Below are 18,961 nucleotides of genomic sequence, written 5' to 3' on the forward strand. Positions count from 1 at the left end.
GCCGGCGGCCCGACCCGCAGCGCCATCGCGTTCGCGCAGGAAGCCGAACGCCTCGGCGCCAAGGGCGTGCTGCTGCTGCCGCACTACCTGACCGAAGCGAGCCAGGACGGCCTCGTCGCCCACGTGGAACAGGTCTGCAAATCGGTGAAGATCGGCGTCGTCGTGTACAACCGCGCCCAGTGCCGGCTCACGCCCGACTCGCTGGCCAAATTGGCGGACCGCTGCCCCAACCTGATCGGCTTCAAGGACGGCATCGGCGACATCGAACTGATGGTCTCGATCTGGCGCCGCATGGGCGACCGCTTCAGCTACCTGGGCGGCCTGCCGACGGCGGAAGTGTATGCGGCCGCGTACAAGGCGCTGGGCGTGCCGGTATACTCGTCGGCCGTGTTCAACTTCGTGCCGAAGCTGGCGATGGACTTCTACCGCGCCGTCGCCAGGGACGACCAGGCGACGACGAACCGCCTGCTGGACGAGTTCTTCCTGCCGTACCTGGCGATCCGCAACCGCAAGGCCGGCTACGCAGTGTCCATCATCAAGGCCGGCGCCCGCCTCGTGGGCCGCGACGCCGGTCCGGTGCGCGCGCCGCTGACGGACCTGACGGAAGAAGAGCACGCGATGCTGGACAAGCTGATCAAGGCGCAAGGCGCCCAATAACCACCGACACGCAAAGGAAGACCCCATGACCATCCAAGGTGAAATGATCATCGGCCGCCGCATCGTGCGCGGCGGCGCCGGCACCGTGCGCGCCTTCAACCCGGCCACCCGTGCGCAGATGGAGCCCGAATTCGGCCTCGCGACGGAGCAGGACGTCACGGCCGCGTGCGAGCTCGCCGAGCAGGCGTTCGACGCCTACCGCAGCGTCCCGCTCGAGCAGCGCGCCCGCTTCCTGGAAACCATCGCCGACCGCATCATGGACATCGGCCCGGCGCTTATCGAACGCGCCACGGCCGAATCGGGCCTGCCGACGGCGCGCCTGGAAGGCGAACGGGGACGCACGTGCAACCAGCTGCGCCTGTTCGCCAAGGTCGTGCGCGACGGGCACTTCCTGGAAGCGACGCTGGATTCCGCCCTGCCGCAGCGCACGCCGCCCCGCTCGGACCTGCGCATGCGCAAGATCGGCCTGGGCCCGGTCGCCGTGTTCGGCGCCTCCAACTTCCCGCTCGCGTTCTCCGTTGCCGGCGGCGACACCGCGTCCGCGCTGGCGGCCGGTTGCCCCGTCGTCGTGAAGGCGCACAGCGCCCACCTGGGCACGTCGGAACTGGTCGGCAAGGCCGTGCTCCAGGCGGCCGAGGATTGCGGCATGCCGGACGGCGTGTTCTCGATGCTGATCGGCGAAGGCCGCGTGGCCGGCCAGGCGCTGGCCGCGCATCCGGCCATCAAGGCGGTGGGCTTCACCGGCTCGCGCCAGGGCGGCCTCGCGCTCGTGCGCACGGCGAACGCGCGCCACGAACCGATCCCCGTGTATGCCGAAATGAGCAGCATCAATCCGGTGTTCCTGCTGCCGGGGGCGCTGGCGGCCGGCGGCGCCAAGCTGGCGCAGGGCTTCGTCGATTCGCTCACGCTGGGCGTCGGCCAGTTCTGCACGAACCCGGGCCTCGTCATCGGCCTCGCCGGCCCCGACCTCGACGCGTTCGCCGCCGCCGCGACCGACGCCCTGGGCGCCAAGGGCGCTGGCACGATGCTCACGGCCGGCATCCACCAGGCCTATGTCGACGCGGTCGGCCGCCGCTCCGGCATCGATGGCGTCAAACTGCTTGCGCAAGGCGGCGCGGAAGGCACGGGCTGCGCCGCGCAGGCCGCGCTGTACGCCTGCGACGCCGCCACCTACCTCGCGACCCCGGCGCTGGACGAAGAGATCTTCGGACCGGCATCGCTCGTGATCGCATGCCGCGACGAAGCGGAGATGCTGGCCGTCGCGCGCCGCCTGGAAGGCCAGCTGACGGCCACCGTGCACGCCACGCCGGCCGACCGCGCGCTGGCCGCCGGCCTGCTGCCGACGCTGGAGCGCAAGGCGGGCCGCGTGCTGTTCAACGGCTTCCCGACCGGCGTCGAGGTGTCGCACGCGATGGTGCACGGCGGCCCGTTCCCGGCCACGTCGGACAGCCGTTCCACGTCCGTCGGCGCCACGGCGATCGAACGCTTCCTGCGCCCCGTGTGCTACCAGGACGTGCCGGCCGACCTGCTGCCGGCCGAGCTGCGCGACGACAATCCGCTGCACCTGGCGCGCATGGTCGACGGCAGCCTGCAGGGCGCGCAATAATCATCGCGTAGACATCCGGCCGGGGGAGACACCGGCCACGCACAGTCGGCACACACTCGATAGAAGGCCTGACCATGACTCAAACTCGCACGAGCGCCGCCGCGGCCAACGCCGGCGGCAACTTCCGGTGGACGATCTGCGCCCTGCTGTTCTTCGCCACCACCGTCAACTACCTGGACCGCCAGGTCCTCAGTCTTCTCGCACCGTCGCTGTCGAAGGAATTCGGCTGGTCGAACACGGACTACGCCAACATCGCCGCCGCATTCCAGTTCATGTACGCGATCGCCCTGCTGTTCGCGGGCCGCATCGTCGACCGCCTCGGCACCAAGACCGCGTACACGCTCGCCATCGTCGTCTGGTCCGCCGGCGCCGTCGCCCACGCCTATTCGATCGAGCTGGGCGCGGGCTTGAAATCCATGCTGGGACTCGCGGTGCCGGCCTCCGTCGTCGGCTTCGTCATCGCGCGCACCATCCTCGCGATCGGCGAAGCGGGCAACTTCCCCGCCGCGATCCGCGCGACGGCCGAGTATTTTCCCAAGTCGGAGCGCTCGTTCGCGACGGGCATCTTCAATTCCGGCGCCAACATCGGCGCGATCCTGGCGCCGCTGACGGTGCCGATCCTCGCCGCGATCTGGGGCTGGCAGGCCGCGTTCATCTGGATCGGCGGGATCGGCTTCCTGTGGGTCGTGTTCTGGGTCTTCCTGTTCGACGAACCGGCGCGCCAGCGCCGCTTGTCGCGCGCGGAACTCGACTATATCCGCAGCGACGACGCCGCCGCCGACAAGCCGACCTGCGCGGTCGCCGCGACGGGCCCCGCGCCCGGCTGGCTGACCCTGCTCGGCCTGCGCCAGACCTGGGCGTTCATCGTCGGTAAATTCATGACCGACGGCGTGTGGTGGTTCTTCCTGTTCTGGCTGCCGAAATACCTGACCGACAAATACGGCGTGGCGACGTCCGACCTCGTGCTGCCGCTGGCCGTCCTGTACAGCATGACGATGGTGGGCAGCATCGGCGGCGGCGCGCTGCCGTCGCGCTACATGCGGCGCGGCGAGGCCCCCTACGACAGCCGCATGAAGGCGATGCTCCTGATCGCCTTCTTCCCGCTCGTCGTGCTGCTGGCGCAGCCGCTGGGCCATCTCGGCTACTGGGTGCCCGTCCTGCTGATCGGCGTGGGCGCCTCCGCCCACCAGGCATGGTCGTGCAATCTGCTGACGATCACGTCGGACCTGTTCCCCCGCCATTGCGTGGCGTCCGTCGTCGGCATCGGCGGCCTGGCGGGCGGCATCGGCGGCGTGCTGGTCACGAAGGCCGGCGGCATGCTGTTCGACTACTACGGCGCCCAGGGCCAGATCCAGACGGGCTACATGATCATGTTCGCGTTCTGCGCACTGGCGTACCTGCTGGCCTGGGCCATCATGAAGCTGCTGGTGCCGGCCCAGGGCACGGCCCGCCTGCCGGAGGAGCTGGCGCATGCTTGACGCCAACGTGGAACGCGTCGCCGGCGTCACCTGCGCCGTGGGCGAGAGCCCGGTCTGGCACGCGCAGGAACAGGCCTGGTACTGGGTCGACATCCCGGCGCGCCGCATCTGGCGGCTGGATTACGCGACCGGCGCGACGCGCCACTGGACGGCGGCCGAGATGGTCGCGTGCATCGCGCCGCGCGCGCGCGGGGGGCTCGTCGCCGGCATGGTAAGCGGCATCTTCGCCGTCGACCTGCTTGACGACGGCACCGTGCGCGCCGAACGCCTCGGCGCGCCGCCCGAGCTGGCGCCCGGCATGCGCTTCAACGACGGCCGCACCGACCGCCAGGGCCGCTTCTGGAGCGGCACGATGTGGATGGACATGGCCGCCGCGCTGCCGATCGGGCGGCTGTACCGCTACGACGGCGGCGGGCTGTCGGCGCCGCTCGTGTCGGGCCTCGTCACGCAGAACGGCCTCGCGTGGTCGCCGGACGGGCGCACGATGTACCTGTCCGATTCGCACCCGACGCGGCGGCGCGTGTGGGCGTTCGACTACGACGTCGACGCGGGCGTGCCGTACAACCGCCGGCTGTTCGTGGACATGGCCGCGTACACGGGCCGGCCGGACGGCGCGACGATGGATGCCGACGGCTGCTACTGGGTCGCCGGGAACGACGGTGCCAGCCTGCTCCGGTTCGCGCCGAGCGGGAAGCTGGACCGGGAGCTCGCGCTGCCGGTGGCCAAGCCGTCGATGCCCTGCTTCGGCGGGCCCGATCTCGATACCTTGCTTGTCACGTCGATCGTGCAGGCGGGCCGCGAGGACGATGCGCTGGCGGGTGCGGTGCTGTTCGTGCGGCCGGGGGTGCGGGGGGTGGTGGACGTTGCTTGTGGCTGGTGAGTGCCGGTGGGTGCTGGTGGGCGCGGGGCGCCCACCCTACGTTTTTCGGCGGCCGACGCTTGTCGGTTAGTTGCAAATTACAGGAAAACTGACTGTGCGGCAACACGGTCCGGGCCGATGCGGTATCGTGTCGGCATGAACGACAGCATCCATTTCTACGAACCGCGCGCCGGCCACGGCCTGCCGCACGATCCCTTCAACGCCATCGTCGGGCCCCGCCCCATCGGCTGGATCTCGACCAGGAGCCGGGCCGGCGTCCCGAACCTCGCGCCGTACAGCTTCTTCAACGCCTTCAACTACACGCCGCCCATCGTCGGTTTCGCCAGCATCGGGTACAAGGACACCGTCCGCAATGCCGAGGAAACGGGAGAGTTCTGCTGGAACCTGGCCACGCGCGCCCTCGCCGAGCGCATGAACGCCACGTGCGCGGCCGTGCCGCCCGACGTCGACGAGTTCGCGCTGGCCGCCCTCACGCCCGTCCCGTCGCGGCTCGTCGCCGTGCCGCGCGTGGGGGAAGCGCCCGTCTCGTTCGAGTGCAAGGTCACCCAGGTCGTGCGCCTGCACGGCGCGGACGGGCAGCCGGCGCCGAGCTGGCTCGTGCTGGGCGAAGTCGTGGGCGTGCACATCGAGCGCGCCCTGCTCCGGGACGGCGTCTACGACACGGCGCACGCGGGCCACATCCTGCGCGGCGGCGGGCCGGCCGATTATTTCGACGTCGGGCCGGACCAGCTCTTCCGCATGTCGAGGCCTGCGTAACATCCGCAATTTGTGGCGAGGTAGGCAACCTCGGCCGCGATCACGTATGATCGCGTATCGCCGTCGACCACGGCGCCCCCGTCCGCGCCTGCGCCAGGAGCGCGCGCACAGCCCCGGCCACCACGCCGCGCGGGCGACGGGCGGCGCATCGCATGGCGCCGCTGACCCGCAGCGGCGCGCGTCCCGGCCCACGTCGCCCGCACGGTCCCTGCCGCGCGCGGTGGCGGCAGCACAGAATTCACAACATCGTCCGCTCGAAGCGGCATAGGAGAAACCATGAGTACCGAAAGCAGCCTGAACGAGGCTAAAGACACCCAGTTGCGCGCCGACGCGCTCGAGTACCACCGCAGCCCCGTGCGCGGCAAGATCGAGGTCGTCGCCACGAAACCCCTGTCGAACCAGCGCGACCTGTCGCTCGCCTATTCGCCCGGCGTCGCCTACGCCTGCGAGGAAATCGCCGCCGATCCCGCCACCGCCGCCGACTACACCTCGCGCGGCAACCTCGTCGCCGTGATCTCGAACGGCACCGCGGTGCTCGGCCTGGGCAATATCGGCCCGCTGGCTTCCAAGCCCGTCATGGAAGGCAAAGGCTGCCTGTTCAAGAAATTCGCCGGCGTCGACGTGTTCGACCTGGAACTGGCCGAGAACGATCCGGACAAGCTGGTCGAGGCCATCGCCATGCTCGAGCCGACCGTCGGCGGCATCAACCTGGAAGACATCAAGGCGCCCGAGTGCTTCTACATCGAGAAGAAGCTGCGCGAGCGCATGAACATCCCCGTCTTCCACGACGACCAGCACGGCACCGCCATCATCTCGTCCGCCGCGCTGCTCAACGCTTTGAAGGTCGTCGGCAAGGACATCGGCTCGGTGAAACTGGTGGCGTCCGGCGCCGGCGCGGCGGCCATCGCCTGCCTCGACATGATGGTGAGCCTGGGCGTCAAGCGCGAGAACGTGTACGTGGCCGACTCGAAGGGCGTGATCTGGCAGGGCCGCGAAGCGAACATGGAAGCCAACAAGGCCAGGTACGCCCAGGCGACCGACGCCCGCAAGCTGGCCGATATCGTGAACGGCGCCGACGTGTTCCTCGGCTGCTCGACGGCGGGCGTGCTCACCGGCGACATGGTCAAGACGATGGCCGACCGCCCCGTCATCCTCGCCCTCGCGAACCCGGAGCCTGAGATCCGTCCGGAAGTGGCGAAGGCCGCCCGTCCGGACTGCATCGTCGCGACCGGCCGTTCGGACTATCCGAACCAGGTCAACAACGTGCTGTGCTTCCCGTACATCTTCCGCGGCGCGCTCGATTGCGGCGCCACCCGCATCACGGACGAGATGAAGCTCGCGTGCGTGAGCGCGATCGCCGACCTGGCCGAGGCGGAAGCGAACGACGCGGTGGCCGCCGCCTATGCCGGCCAGGACCTGAACTTCGGCCCCGACTACATCATCCCGAAACCGTTCGACCCGCGCCTGATGGGCGCCATCGCGCCGGCCGTCGCCAAGGCCGCGGAAGCGTCCGGCGTCGCGACGCGTCCGATCGCCGACATGGACGCCTACCGCGACAAGCTGGGCGAGATGATCTACCACACCGGCTTCTTCATGAAGCCCGTGTTCGCCAAGGCCAAGGCCGCGCCGAAGCGCGTCGCGTTCGCGGACGGCAGCGAGCCGCGCGTGCTGCGCGCCGTGCAGACCGTCGTCGACGAGGGCATCGCCAAGCCGGTGCTGATCGGCCGCGCGGCGGACGTCGAGAAGGCCGTCAAGGAGTCCGGCCTGCGCCTGAAGGCGGGCATCGACTACACGCTCGTCGAAGCGGAAGGCGACACCACCCTGCAGGGCGCGCGCCTGCTGAACGCGGGCCAGGTCGACTCGCTGATCTGCGGCATGCAGGGCCGCTACGACAGCCACCTCGCGGTCGTGAAGAACGAGATCGGCCTCGCGCCGGGCGCGGACGTGCTGGCCGCGATGAACGCGCTGGTGCTCGACCGGATGACCCTGTTCATCACCGACACCTACGTCAACGACAACCCGTCGGCGCAGGAACTGGCCGCGATCACGAAGCTCGCCGCGAAGGAGATGCGCCACTTCGGACTCGAGCCGAAGGCGGCGCTGGTGTCGCATTCGATCTTCGGTTCCTCGCAGCGCCCGTCCGCCCAGCGCATGCGCGACGCCCGCGCCCTGCTCGCGGACTCGGCGCCGGAGCTGCCGGTGCTGGGCGAAGTCCACGGCGACGCCGCGCTGTCGGAAGACATCCGCCGCGTGTATCGTCCGGACGGCGATTTCGCCGGCAGCGCCAACCTGCTCGTGATGCCGTCGCTGGATGCGGCCAACATCCTGTTCAACGTGCTGAAGGTCACGTCGGGCAAGGGCGTGACGGTCGGCCCGATCCTGCTGGGCGCCGCCAAGTCCGTGCACATCCTGAGCCCCAGCGCGACGGTGCGCCGCATCGTCAACATGACGGCGCTGGCGGTGGCAGAAGTGCGCTAGGCACGTCCGCTAAGCAGCCCGCCGGGCGCATCCGTTGCCCCGGCGGGCCGATTCTTTGCTAAGCTGTCGAGCTGAAACCGATTTCATTCAGCCCGACAGCCTATGCCCACTCCACGTAAAACCGTCCTCGCGCTGGCCCTGCCCTGCGCCCTCATGGCCGCCGCCCACGCGGCCGACATTCCCGTCCACACGCTCGCCAACGGCAGCGTGCACGCCACCGTCACCGACGCCATCGGCGGCCGCCTGCTGTCGTTCGCGCTGGCGGGCAGGTCCAACTTCCTCAAGGTCGACACCGCGGCCGGCGATCCGGGCGCGCCCATCGGCGCCACCACGGACAACGTCGGCTACCTGGGTCACGAGATCTGGATCGGGCCGCAGAAGGAATGGTGGTCGCACCAGGATGTGAACCCCGGGCGCGCCGGCGCATCGTGGCCGCCCGACCCGTGGCTGAGTCTCGCCCGCTACAAGATCGAGGACGCGCACCCCGACGCCGTCACGCTCGCCAGCCCGGCCAGCCCCGTGAACGGCCTGCAGCTCGTCAAGCGCTACAGCCTCGTGGCGGGCAAGCCGCACAGCCTGCGGCTGGACGTCGACGCGGCCAACACCCGCAAGAACCAGGTGGCATGGGACATCTGGTTCAACACGCGCGCCCATGCGGACACCCGCGTGTACGTGCCCGTCGCGCGCCGCGACGACGTGCGCCAGCAGGCCATCGAGCCCAAGCCGGACATGGTGCCGCTGACGTGGACCCTGGCCGACGGCCTGTTCTCTCTGGACGCCTACCCGGCCGGCAAGGGCCGGCCGCACCGCAACGGCAAGATGCTGCTGCAGCCGTCCGCCGGCTGGATGGCGGGATTCCACGGCGGCCAGGTCCTCGTGATCCAGTTCGCGCACCAGCCGCGCGCTGCCATCCATCCGGACCAGGGCCAGGTCGAGCTGTACAACGACTGGCAGCCGGACGCCCCGGACCAGGGGTTGATGGAGATGGAGGTGCACGCGCCGTACGTGAAGCTGGCGCCGGGTCGCCATATGCAGGCGTCCGAGCAATGGACGCTGCTGTCCTACGACGGACCGGACACCCGCCAGGCGCAGGTGGCGTTCCTGCGCGCGCATGCGCGCGAACTGGGTCTGGTCGGCATCTGACCCGGGCGGCCGACGGCGCACCAAAGAAAAATGCCGTCCAGGCGAACCTGGACGGCATGTCGTCATGCGGCGACGTTACGGCTTACGTCAGAAGCTGTAGCGGAGCTTGACCGTGTAGCGCGGGCCCGACACGAACCACGCGCGGCCCTTGAAGCCGACACCCTGCTGCATCAGCTGGCGCGCCTTGGAGTCGGTCAGGTTCTGCGCTTCCAGGCCCAGGGACAGGTCCGGCGTGAAGTTGTAGAAGACCGACGCGTCCAGCTGGCCGTAGCTGTCGGCCCACGTCGGCAAGGCCCACGCGACGTTGTGCTGGCCGACGGTCGGGCTGTCCGGATTGGTATCGGTGCCGTCCGTACCCTGCGTGCCGTTGACGTTCACGTTCTGCAGGTTCTTCGAGCGCCAGTTCCAGGCGAGGCGTGCCGACAGCGGGCCCTTGTCGTACAGGAGCGCCAGGTTGTACGACTGGCGCGACAGGCCGATCAGCGGCAGGTCGCCGAAGGTCTTGCCGTCGACGTCGCAACCGTTCAGGTTCAGGTTGTAGTTGTCGGCGGTGTTGCCGCCCGAGCAGTACACGGAGTGCACCGGCTGGTGCAGGTCCGTCTTGCTGTCCACGTACGTGTAGTTGGCCTGCACGCCGAAGCCCGACAGCCAGCCCGGCAGCATGTCGAAGTACTGCTGGTACGCGAGCTCCACGCCGCGCGCATGACCGTCCGCGCCGTTCACCGGGCCCGTCACGGTGTACGTGTAGGATTTGCCGGTATTGTCCGCGATGTCATAGCCGTACGACTGCTTGATGATGACGTCCTTCAGCTGCTTGTTGAAGAGCGCCACCGTCACCGAACCGCTCGGCGCGAAATACCATTCGCCCGTCAGGTCGAACTGGTGCGAGCGGACCGGACGCAGGTTCGGGTTGCCGGTGCCGGTACCCGTGTAGGTAGTCTGGCCGGTGGTGTTGTCGACGTTCTGCGACAAGGTCGTGTAGCCCTGCAGGTCGGTGAAGTCCGGACGCGAAATGCCGGAGGCCATCGCGAAGCGGAACTGCAGCTTGTCGGTCGCCTTCAGGCGCAGGTTCAGGCTCGGCAGCACGTTGTTGTAGTCGTTGCTGAAGTCCTGCTTCTTGGAGAACGCCGTGAACACCGGCACCCCCGGGTTCGTCGTCGTGGCCGGCGTGAACACCGTGTAACCGTGGGCCGTCATCTGCGTCTTCACGTAGCGCAGGCCGACATTGCCGTCGACCGGATACTTCAGGTCGTCGAAGCCGAAGCGCAACTGCGTGAAGGCCGCACCCGTGCGTTCGCTCTGGTCGTTCGTGCCCGCCGGATCGGTGCCGAAGGTGGCCGGTTTCCAGGCCGCGCAGTTGCCGTTCGGGCCGTTCTGCTCATGGCACAGGATGTCGTGATAGCTGTGCAGCGTGGCGTAGGTGCCCGGGTAGCCCGTGGTCAGCGCCACGTTCGGGAACACCAGCTTCGGCACCGACGTGTTGTTGTTGAAGAAGTTGTTGAACGAGTGGACCTGGATGCCGTTCGCGAAGCGCGGATCGCCCAGGTAGGCGAGACCGCTGATGTCCCAGCCCTGCTGCCACGGCTGCGACACGGCGGCCCAGTTGTAGCTCGGGTTCGAGTTTTCCGTCACCGCATTGCGGTCGGTGAAGCGCACGCCGAAGCGGATGTCGCGCAGGACCGGATTGTCGAACGTGTACTTCGCATCCTGCCTGATGGCCCACTCGCCGGCATGGCTGCGGTCCTGGTGTTCCATCGTGAACGCCCAGTAGTAATTGGCCGGATCGGCCAGGTAGGCGCGCTGCGCATCGGTGAACGACAGGGTCGGCACGTCGCCGCGCAGGTCGATGGTTTCGGACGGCATCTGGATGCCGGTGGCCACCGTCGAGTCGAAGCTCGTCGTCGTCGCGCGGATGCGCTGGATGTCGGTGTCGAGCGCCCAGTCGCTGTTCGGACGCCAGCTGATGTGCCACGCGATGTCGGTGGTGTCGGACTTGCGGTCCGCGGAACGGGTGTCGGCGCCGAAGCCGATGCCCTTGTCGGCGGGGTCGGTCAGCGTGCCGGTCAGCAGCGCGCCCTTCGAATCGAAGGTCGCGTCGGGGCTCACCAGGAGGTTGTACGCATTGGACTGGGCGAAGATCGCCTGCTCGTCCCAGTGCATCTTGTAGCGCGACTTGAAGAACGTCAGCGAGGAGTTGAGCGTCGCGTCCTTCTTCCATTGCAGCGCACCGTAGGCGCCCTGGCGCTTGCGGTTGAATTCCAGCGTACGCCACTGCGAACCCTTCGGGACCCACACGGTCTTGCCGGCCACGACGTCGCTGCGCGGATAATACGGCTCGACCTGGAACGCGTCGGTACGGGTGCCGCTTTCCGAATACGCGAGGTCGATCAGGGCGCCCACTTCGCCGAAACCCGTCTTCCAGCGGTTGGAGAACATGACCGAGCCGGACGGCGAGGTCTTGCCCTTCTTGAGCTCCGAGTAGGTCTTGTCCACGGACGCGGCGAACTTGCGGCCCTTGAAGTCGAACGGCAACGCCGTGCGCAGGTTGACGAGGCCGCCGACGGCGCCTTCGATCTGCTCCGCGGACGGGTCCTTGTAGACGTCGACGCCGGCCATCAGTTCCGGCGGCACGTCTTCGAAGTTCAGCGAGCGGCCGCCGTTCGCGGAGAACGAGTCGCGGCCGTTCAGTTCGGAGCGCACGTAGGACAGGCCACGGATGTTCACACCCGAGCCTTCCACCGAGTAGTGCTCCGGGTCGCCCTTCGACATCGTGCGGTCGATCGTGATGCCGACCACGCGCTGCAGCACTTCCGTCACCGAGCGGTCCGGCAGCTTGCCGATGTCCTCGGCGACGATCGAATCGACGACCTCGTCGGCGTTCTGCTTGATCTTCTGGGCGGACTGCAGCGCGGCGCGCTGGCCCGTCACGACGACGACGTTGGCGCCGGCGGCGCTCTGGTCCGGCTGGGTCTGGGCCAGTGCGGCACCGCCGGCAAGCAGCGCGATCTGGCCTGCTGCGACGGCGATCGTGGTTCTCTTGAATCGAGTCATGTAATCTCCTGTGCTCTATGTATGGCGCTCCGCTTCATTGGCGGAGCTGGTTTCGACTGCGGATGAAAACGGCCGTTGGCGGCGGCCGCGAGAATCTGTCAACGCGAGGAATGGCGTTGCGAACGGGGCGTGAAAACGGACCCGGGCCGGAGCGGCCGAAAATGGCAGGATGGTGTTGGCATTGTTGTCTCCACGCTTTAGTTATTGCGTTGGCGGTGTAGTCGTTATGGTCTTGTAATCGTTTTCATGAGTGTAGATATTTTGCGTGATTTTTGTCAAACCTCATAACATCACTGTTGTACGCTAACATCGTACGTATATCTTATTTGCGAAAAAGTATGCTGAAAATTGATAGCTCGACAATTCGTCCGAAAACCGCAACACGGCGCCCCAGCGCCACCTTGTATCCGGCGTTTGCACCCAGGCAACTACATGGGGACACGAACGAAAAGATGAGGCCGCCAGAGGGGAAATGGGCGTCGGGATGGCGCCATTGCGGCCAGATCGCAGCGGTTCGCTGACGTTTCATGTATTGCCTGAGGGCATGTTTTCAGGCTATTGGAGATAGCGCTATCTGTCCAATAAATCGATATCGCAAGCCGGCGTTTGCGTCGATAAAACCACATTATGTTATCGGGCATATCACGAATGCCGTTTTGGTAGCGCAATCAATTAAATCTGGAGATAATTCACGAAACGATTCGGAGCCTGCTTTGGCCGTAAAGTAGGAACGAGTTGATATCTTGTCGGTGTCCATGAGAGCACGTAGAGTCCAATCCATTCATTTCGCAACGCGGTCCGAATTCAAAATGGAGAACGCAATAAAAGACATGGCCGATTTTCAAAAAATAAAGAACCCCATCGCCGCCAAGGAGGCCGCATGAACATGCCGGCCGAACCGCCCAAGCGGACGCGCCGCACGAAAGGCGGGCTGACGCTCGTCGACGTGGCGCGCGTCGCGGGCGTGGCGCCGATCACGGTGTCGCGCGTGCTGAACTCGCCGGAAAAGGTGTCGCCCGACCTCGTGCAGAAGGTGCGCTCCGCGATCGAACGCACGGGGTACGTGCCGAACCTGCTGGCCGGCAGCCTCGCCTCGACGAAGAGCCGCATGGTCGCCGCGATCCTGCCGACCATCGCCGGGTCGGTGTTCATCGACACCGTCCAGGCCTTGACGGAGAGCCTCGCCGGCGCCGGCTATCAGCTGATCCTCGGCCAGGCGGGCTACGAGAATTCGCGCGAGGACGAGCTGCTGGAAGCGATCATCGGCCGGCGTCCGGACGGCATCGTCCTCGCCGGCATCATGCGCTCCGCACAGGGCCGACGGCGCCTGCAGGCCAGCGCCATCCCCCTCGTCGAGACGTGGGACCTGACCCCGACGCCGGCCGACATGCTGGTCGGTTTTTCGCACGAAGACATCGGCCAGGCCGTGGCCGAGTTCCTGTACCAGCGCGGGCGGCGGCGCGTGGCCGTCATCAGCGCATCGGACGAACGCGCCCAGCGCCGCAACCGCGCATTCGCGCAGGCCGCCGTGCGCCTGGACATGCAGGGCCGGGACGGCACCATCCCCTTCCACACGATCTCCGCGCCGGGCACGGCGGCGGGCGGCCGCGCCGGCCTGCGGGCGCTGCTGGCGGCCCATCCCGACATCGACGCCGTCTTCTGCAGCTCGGACATGGTCGCCCTGGGCGTTCTGACGGAAGCGCACAAGCTCGGCATCGACATTCCCGGCCGCCTGGCCGTCGTCGGCCTCGGCGACCACGCATTCGCGGCCGAGCTCTACCCTGCCCTGACCACCGTCCATCTGGACGGCCGCGCGATGGGCCAGATCGCGGCGCAGTTCCTCATCGACCGTATCGCGGGCAAGCACATTCCCGAGGTTGTGCGCGACATCGGATTTACCATCGTCGAACGGGAGAGCGCGTAGCAAAGTTACTAGCCCACGGGCTTTACATTGCGATAATTAAGTAGTTTAATTACATCCATGGCGTACCGAGAACGAGGATAATCATGGATGTGCAATTCGGCGCCGACGCGGCCCTGCTGCCGCACGCCGCACCGGGCGGCGTGCGCTTCACGTTCGACGCCGCGCCGGGCACGCTGCATGCGCGTGCGGCGCGGGTCGGCCCGGCCTGGTTGCGCGACGGGGTGATCCACCAGTTGTCGGTGCCCGCGTTCGGCGGCGACTTCGACGGCCTGCGCTTCGACGATGCCGACATCACGCCCTGCGATTTCCTCGACGAGATCCGCGCGGCGCTGGAGCCGGGCGTTGCCCTTATCTCGCAATCGTGCGACGAGTTCCACCACCTGCACGCCTGCGACCTGACCGACGAGGGCGGCATCCGCGCGATGCTGCGCCGCTGCGCGCACGGCGAAGCGGACGGCGCGGCGTTCGCGCGCTACTGGACCGAATCGACCTACAGCTTCCCGATGGGGCAGGAATTCGACGAGCCGGCGTGGACCGGCTGGATGATCGGCCTGGGCCCGCCCGAAAAAAAAGGGCGCCGCGAGGGCGCCCTGAAGTGATATCGAGAGTAAGTAAGTCGAGGCCGTGCTGATGGCCACCACGCCACCGCACGAGACTCCATGCTAACGCGCCGCCGCATGCCACGCCCATCATTTATTCGCCATTTGGCATCAGTTTTTGATATAGCCCGGACCGGCCCGGCCGCGCGCAAAAGCCGGTTGCCGGCACGCGCGCCGGCCCGGTGTACAATCCTTTTTTCCAGGAACACGTGCACGGCAGCAAACGGCGCCGCCGGGTTCCGAAAAACCGATCGTGCATCGACGACGAGCTGACATGGCCATCACCGGGACCCCATCGCGGCGCCGCCGTCCGGCCACAAGCCGGACCGCCCAGGCGCCCGTCCGCTACACGCATGCCGCCCCGCCACACGGGTGCGCAGCGGGTCGCATCCGTTTTGCCCTGCCCGGCAACGCATTTCACGCGGGAACGTGAAGCGCACCGGGCAACCCATTCAACCTCCAAGATCCAGAACAACATGCAGACCCACTCGACAGAAGACAACGGCCTCCCCCTCGACATGATCATCTTCGGCGGCATGGGCGACCTTGCGATGCGCAAGCTGCTGCCGGCCCTGTACATGGCTTTCCTGCACGGCAACCTGCCGCCCACGACGCGCATCCTGTCGACCGGCCGCCAGGACTTCGACCGCGAAGCCTATCTCGCCCACATCGAAGCGAACTCGCGCTCGTTCATCGCCGCGACCAACTTCAACGACAAGACCTGGGACGGCTTCCTCAAACTGCTCGAGTACGTGCGCCTGGACGTGCAGGCCGCGCCCGATTTCTCCGCCCTGGCCCAGGCGTCGCGCGCCGGCGCCCAGCGCGTGTTCTACCTGTCGACCGCGCCGTCGCTGTTCACGACCATCTGCGACAAGCTGGCCGCGAGCAACCTCGTCGACGCCAACGCCCGCGTCGTGCTGGAAAAGCCGCTGGGCACGGACCTGGCGTCCGCGATCGCCATCAACGAAGACGTCGGCCGCCACTTCGCCGAATCGCAGATCTACCGCATCGACCACTACCTGGGCAAGGAAACCGTGCAGAACCTGATGGTGCTGCGCTTCGGTAACTCGATCCTGGAACCGCTGTGGCGCGCGCCGAACATCGCCAGCGTGCAGATCACCGTGGCCGAGGAAGTGGGCGTGGGCAGCCGCGCCGGCTTCTACGACGGCGCCGGCGCGATGCGCGACATGGTCCAGAACCACCTGCTGCAACTGCTGTGCATCGTCGCGATGGAACCGCCGACGTCGTTGTCGCCGGACGCCGTGCGCGACGAAAAGCTGAAGGTGCTGCGCTCGCTGCGCCGCCTGTCGCTGGCCGACATCGCGCGCGACACGATCCGCGGCCAGTACGTGCGCGGCGTGTCCGGCAACCAGGAAGTACCGGGCTACCTCGAAGAAAAGAACGTCCCGGCCGGCAGCAAGACGGAAACCTTCGTCGCCCTGCGCGCCTTCATCGACACGTGGCGCTGGTCCAAGGTGCCGTTCTACCTGCGCACCGGCAAGCGCATGGCGCGCCGCTCGTCGAAGATCGTCGTCGAATTCACGAACCCGCCGTTCCCCCTGTTCCCGCAGACGGCCGGCGCCGTCGCCAACCGCCTCGTCATCGAACTGCAGCCGGAAGAAGCGATCAAGCTGCAGATCATGGCCAAGCAGCCGGGCAGCGGCATGGAGATGCAGCAGGTCGCGCTGAACCTCGACCTGCAGTCCGCGTTCCAGCAGCGCCGCGCGGAAGCGTACGAACGCCTCCTGATCGACGTCGTGCGCGGCCGTCTCACCCACTTCATGCGCCGCGACGAACTGGAAGCGGCGTGGGAATGGGCCGACCCGATCATCGAAGGCTGGCAGAAGCTGGACGAGAAGCCGCATCCGTACGCGGCCGGCTCGTGGGGTCCGGCCGAGTCGTTCGCGCTGCTCGCGCGCGACGGCCACAGCTGGGTCGAGTGAGCGCCACCTGAGCGCCTCGCGGGCGGCGGACGGCGCGCCGCCGCCTGCTTGAATCGTGCACAATAGCCCGCAGGCATCGTCCACGTCGCCCCTCAGCCGTCGATTTAATGCTTCGCAAACGCGGGCGAAATTCCGTCCGCGCGCGATTGGAGGGCACCGGCAAACGGCGTAGAGTGCGATGTCTCTCAACTCAGACCTCGGACGAGATCGCCATGCAGGCAAGCAACTGGAACACGATGGGCACGCTCGGCGCGCAAGCCCTCAAGAACATGGACAAGAGCCGCAGGGCCCGCGGCGACATGCTGGAGCGCGCCGGCTACGGTCCGCAGCAGACGCCGTCGACCGTGCTGCACACGGAACCCGGCTTGAACGTGCGGCGCTACGGCGCCCCGGCCGACATCGCCGCGAACGGCGGCCCGGCCGTCCTGATCGTACCCGCCCCCATCAAGCGCCCCTACATCTGGGATCTCGCGCCCGACATCAGCGTCGTGCGGCGCTGGCTGGAGCAAGGCTGGCGGGTCTACCTGGCCGAATGGGTGGCGCTGCCGGACACCCACGACCATTTCGGCCTGGACGACTACGGCGACCACCTGCTGGCCGCCTGCCGCCGCGCCATCGCGGACGACGGCGGGCCGGACGACGTGGTCGTGGCCGGCCATTCGCTGGGCGGCATCCTGGCCGCCGTCCACAGCTGCCTGCATCCGGACGCGGTGCGCGCGACGATCCTGCTCGAATCGCCGCTGCACTTCACGCCGGCGTCCAGCTGCTTCGCGCGCCTGATCGACGCGACGCCGCACGCCCGCCCCATCGCCGACACGTTCCGCCAGGTGCCCGGCGTCTTCCTCAACATGATGAGCGCGATGGCCGAGCCGCAGGCGTTCCAGTGGGAGCGCTGGACCGACCGCATGCTGTCGATGACGGACCCGAAAGCGATGGTCACGCACATGCGCGTGGAGCGCTGGACGCACGACGAATTCCCGCTGCCCGGGCGCCTGTTCACGGAGATCGTCGAATCGCTGTACCGCAGCGACGCCTTCATGCAGGGCAAGCTCGCCGTCGGCGACCGCACGATCGGCCCGCGCGACCTGAAGTCGCCGCTGCTGTCCGTCGTCGACCCGCGCAGCAAGCTGATCCCGCCGGCGGCGCTGGTGCCGTTCCACGACGCGACGTCGAACCCGCGCAAGCAGGTGCTGCACTACGAGGGCGACGTCGGGGTCAACCTGCAGCACGTGGGCGTGCTCGTGGGGCGCAGCGCGCATGCGAAGCTGTGGCCTGCGATCTTCGAATGGCTGGACGGGAAGGACGTCGCGGCCGCATGACGCCGCGGGCGCCGGGCCCGACGCGCCGGACCTACTGTTCCGGCGCGTCGTCCTTGTCGTCGCGGCCCAGGAGCTCGCTGGACCACTCCTGCCAGCTGCAGTTGGGGCAGCGCCGCCACAGCAGGACCAGGAAGAACGTCGCGCAGCCCGCCGCGAGCACGACCGCGTGCAAAGTCAGATCCGGTTCGAGCCCGTAGAGAACATCCAGCATGGCGCACCTACCTTCCCGGCGGCATCATTCATGGCGTGACCGCATGATTCCACTGTAGACCAAGCCGGAGGCCGTGTCCAGCGCACAACGTACGTACGCGTCAGATCGGCTTCAGGAACAGACCCGCCGTGAGCGCGACGCCGATGCAGACGATCGCCACCCGCAACGCCTTCTCGTTGACCCGGTGCAGTGCCCACGCGCCCAGCAGCCCGCCGATGATGGCGCCCGCCGCCAGCACGCCGCACTGCAGCCAGTGCAGCTGCGGCGACGTCACGAACAGCACGACGGCCGACGCGTTCATCACGCCCGCCAGCACATTCTTCGTGGCGCCCGCATTGCGCGCGGCGAGTCCGGCCATCGTCAGCGCGGCCAGCATCAGGATGCCGATGCCGCCGCCGAAATAGCCGCCGTAGACGGCGATCAGGAATTGCGCGCAGCCCGTGGCGGCGCGCCCCAGGTGCACGTGACCTTGCGCGCCCGGCTTGCGGAAGAAGCTCCCCCACGTGAACACGGCCGTCGCGAACAGCACGAGCCACGGCACGAGCCGCGCGAACACGGCGGCCGACGTGTGCAGCAACAGCAGGCCGCCCGCCGCGCCGCCGGCGATGCTCAGCACGAACAGCGCCCAGAACGGCAGCCCGCCCGCGCCGCTCACCAGCTTGCGCCCGGCGAATCCGGACGTGATCTGCGCCGGGAACAGCGCGACGGTCGACGTGATGTTCGCGGCGAGGGGCGTCATGCCGGAGACGATCAGCGCCGGCAACGTGACGAACGAACCGCCGCCGGCCAGCGCATTCTGCACGCCGGCCCACAGGCCGGCCAGGAAGACGAGCAGCAGCATCATGCGGCCGCTCCGTATCGACGAACGAGGATGAAGGCTGGGCGGCGGGGTGTCGGCATGGCGCGGCGGTGAACT

14 protein-coding genes are annotated in these 18,961 nt (G+C 67.9%); 11 read left to right on the forward strand and 3 right to left on the reverse strand.

The features are described from left to right. The 7 genes from ISF28_RS23115 to ISF28_RS23145 form a co-directional block, all read left to right on the forward strand. Window positions 1-657, forward strand: a 657-nt coding sequence (locus tag ISF28_RS23115; protein WP_198119528.1) for a 5-dehydro-4-deoxyglucarate dehydratase, incomplete at its 5' end; no start/stop codon positions are given. Between the two features lie 25 nt (window positions 658-682). Next, the gene (locus ISF28_RS23120) at window positions 683-2,263 is read left to right on the forward strand and encodes an aldehyde dehydrogenase (NADP(+)) (protein ID WP_198119529.1); all 1,581 of its coding nucleotides are present in this window, start codon (window positions 683-685) and stop codon (window positions 2,261-2,263) included. 74 nt (window positions 2,264-2,337) lie between these two features. Beyond that, the gene (locus ISF28_RS23125; RefSeq protein WP_198119530.1) at window positions 2,338-3,741 is read left to right on the forward strand and encodes an MFS transporter; all 1,404 of its coding nucleotides are present in this window, start codon (window positions 2,338-2,340) and stop codon (window positions 3,739-3,741) included. Further along, window positions 3,734-4,621, forward strand: coding sequence for an SMP-30/gluconolactonase/LRE family protein (locus ISF28_RS23130; RefSeq protein ID WP_198119531.1), 888 nt, complete (start codon window positions 3,734-3,736; stop codon window positions 4,619-4,621). Before ISF28_RS23125 ends, ISF28_RS23130 begins: the two co-directional genes overlap by 8 nt. Window positions 4,622-4,756: 135 nt before the next feature. After that, complete coding sequence (locus tag ISF28_RS23135; protein ID WP_198119532.1) at window positions 4,757-5,377, forward strand: flavin reductase family protein; 621 nt, start codon at window positions 4,757-4,759, stop codon at window positions 5,375-5,377. 276 nt (window positions 5,378-5,653) lie between these two features. Beyond that, window positions 5,654-7,855, forward strand: coding sequence for an NADP-dependent malic enzyme (locus tag ISF28_RS23140; RefSeq protein ID WP_198119533.1), 2,202 nt, complete (start codon window positions 5,654-5,656; stop codon window positions 7,853-7,855). Window positions 7,856-7,957: 102 nt separating this feature from the next. Beyond that, window positions 7,958-8,998 (forward strand): DUF4380 domain-containing protein, encoded by a 1,041-nt coding sequence (locus ISF28_RS23145; protein ID WP_198119534.1) that lies wholly within the window; start codon window positions 7,958-7,960, stop codon window positions 8,996-8,998. Between the two features lie 87 nt (window positions 8,999-9,085). Here ISF28_RS23145 and ISF28_RS23150 read toward each other — a convergent pair whose 3' ends face one another. Beyond that, window positions 9,086-12,049, reverse strand: a complete 2,964-nt coding sequence (locus ISF28_RS23150; protein WP_198119535.1) for a TonB-dependent receptor — start codon at window positions 12,047-12,049, stop codon at window positions 9,086-9,088. Window positions 12,050-12,929: 880 nt separating this feature from the next. Between ISF28_RS23150 and ISF28_RS23155 the strand changes: the two genes are divergently transcribed. The 4 genes from ISF28_RS23155 (at window position 12,930) to ISF28_RS23170 (ending at window position 17,834) form a co-directional block, all read left to right on the forward strand. Beyond that, window positions 12,930-13,973: a LacI family DNA-binding transcriptional regulator gene (locus ISF28_RS23155; protein ID WP_198119536.1), complete on the forward strand. Its 1,044-nt coding sequence runs from the start codon at window positions 12,930-12,932 to the stop codon at window positions 13,971-13,973. An 83-nt stretch (window positions 13,974-14,056) separates the two neighbouring features. Then, complete coding sequence (locus ISF28_RS23160; RefSeq protein WP_198119537.1) at window positions 14,057-14,572, forward strand: hypothetical protein; 516 nt, start codon at window positions 14,057-14,059, stop codon at window positions 14,570-14,572. A 476-nt stretch (window positions 14,573-15,048) separates the two neighbouring features. Next, on the forward strand, window positions 15,049-16,515 hold the full coding sequence (zwf, locus tag ISF28_RS23165) for a glucose-6-phosphate dehydrogenase (protein WP_198119538.1): 1,467 nt from the start codon (window positions 15,049-15,051) through the stop codon (window positions 16,513-16,515). Window positions 16,516-16,727: 212 nt separating this feature from the next. Next, window positions 16,728-17,834 (forward strand): alpha/beta fold hydrolase, encoded by a 1,107-nt coding sequence (locus ISF28_RS23170; RefSeq protein WP_198119539.1) that lies wholly within the window; start codon window positions 16,728-16,730, stop codon window positions 17,832-17,834. A gap of 31 nt (window positions 17,835-17,865) precedes the next feature. Here the strand turns inward: ISF28_RS23170 and ISF28_RS23175 are convergent, their stop codons facing one another. Together ISF28_RS23175 and ISF28_RS23180 are read right to left on the reverse strand one after the other, a co-directional pair. Further along, window positions 17,866-18,045: a hypothetical protein gene (locus tag ISF28_RS23175; RefSeq protein ID WP_198119540.1), complete on the reverse strand. Its 180-nt coding sequence runs from the start codon at window positions 18,043-18,045 to the stop codon at window positions 17,866-17,868. Between the two features lie 100 nt (window positions 18,046-18,145). Continuing rightward, on the reverse strand, window positions 18,146-18,886 hold the full coding sequence (locus tag ISF28_RS23180; RefSeq protein ID WP_198119646.1) for a sulfite exporter TauE/SafE family protein: 741 nt from the start codon (window positions 18,884-18,886) through the stop codon (window positions 18,146-18,148). Window positions 18,887-18,961 lie beyond the last annotated feature (75 nt).

Source organism: Massilia rhizosphaerae, from assembly GCF_016093545.1.
Taxonomy (GTDB): Bacteria; Pseudomonadota; Gammaproteobacteria; order Burkholderiales; family Burkholderiaceae_D; genus Telluria; species Telluria rhizosphaerae.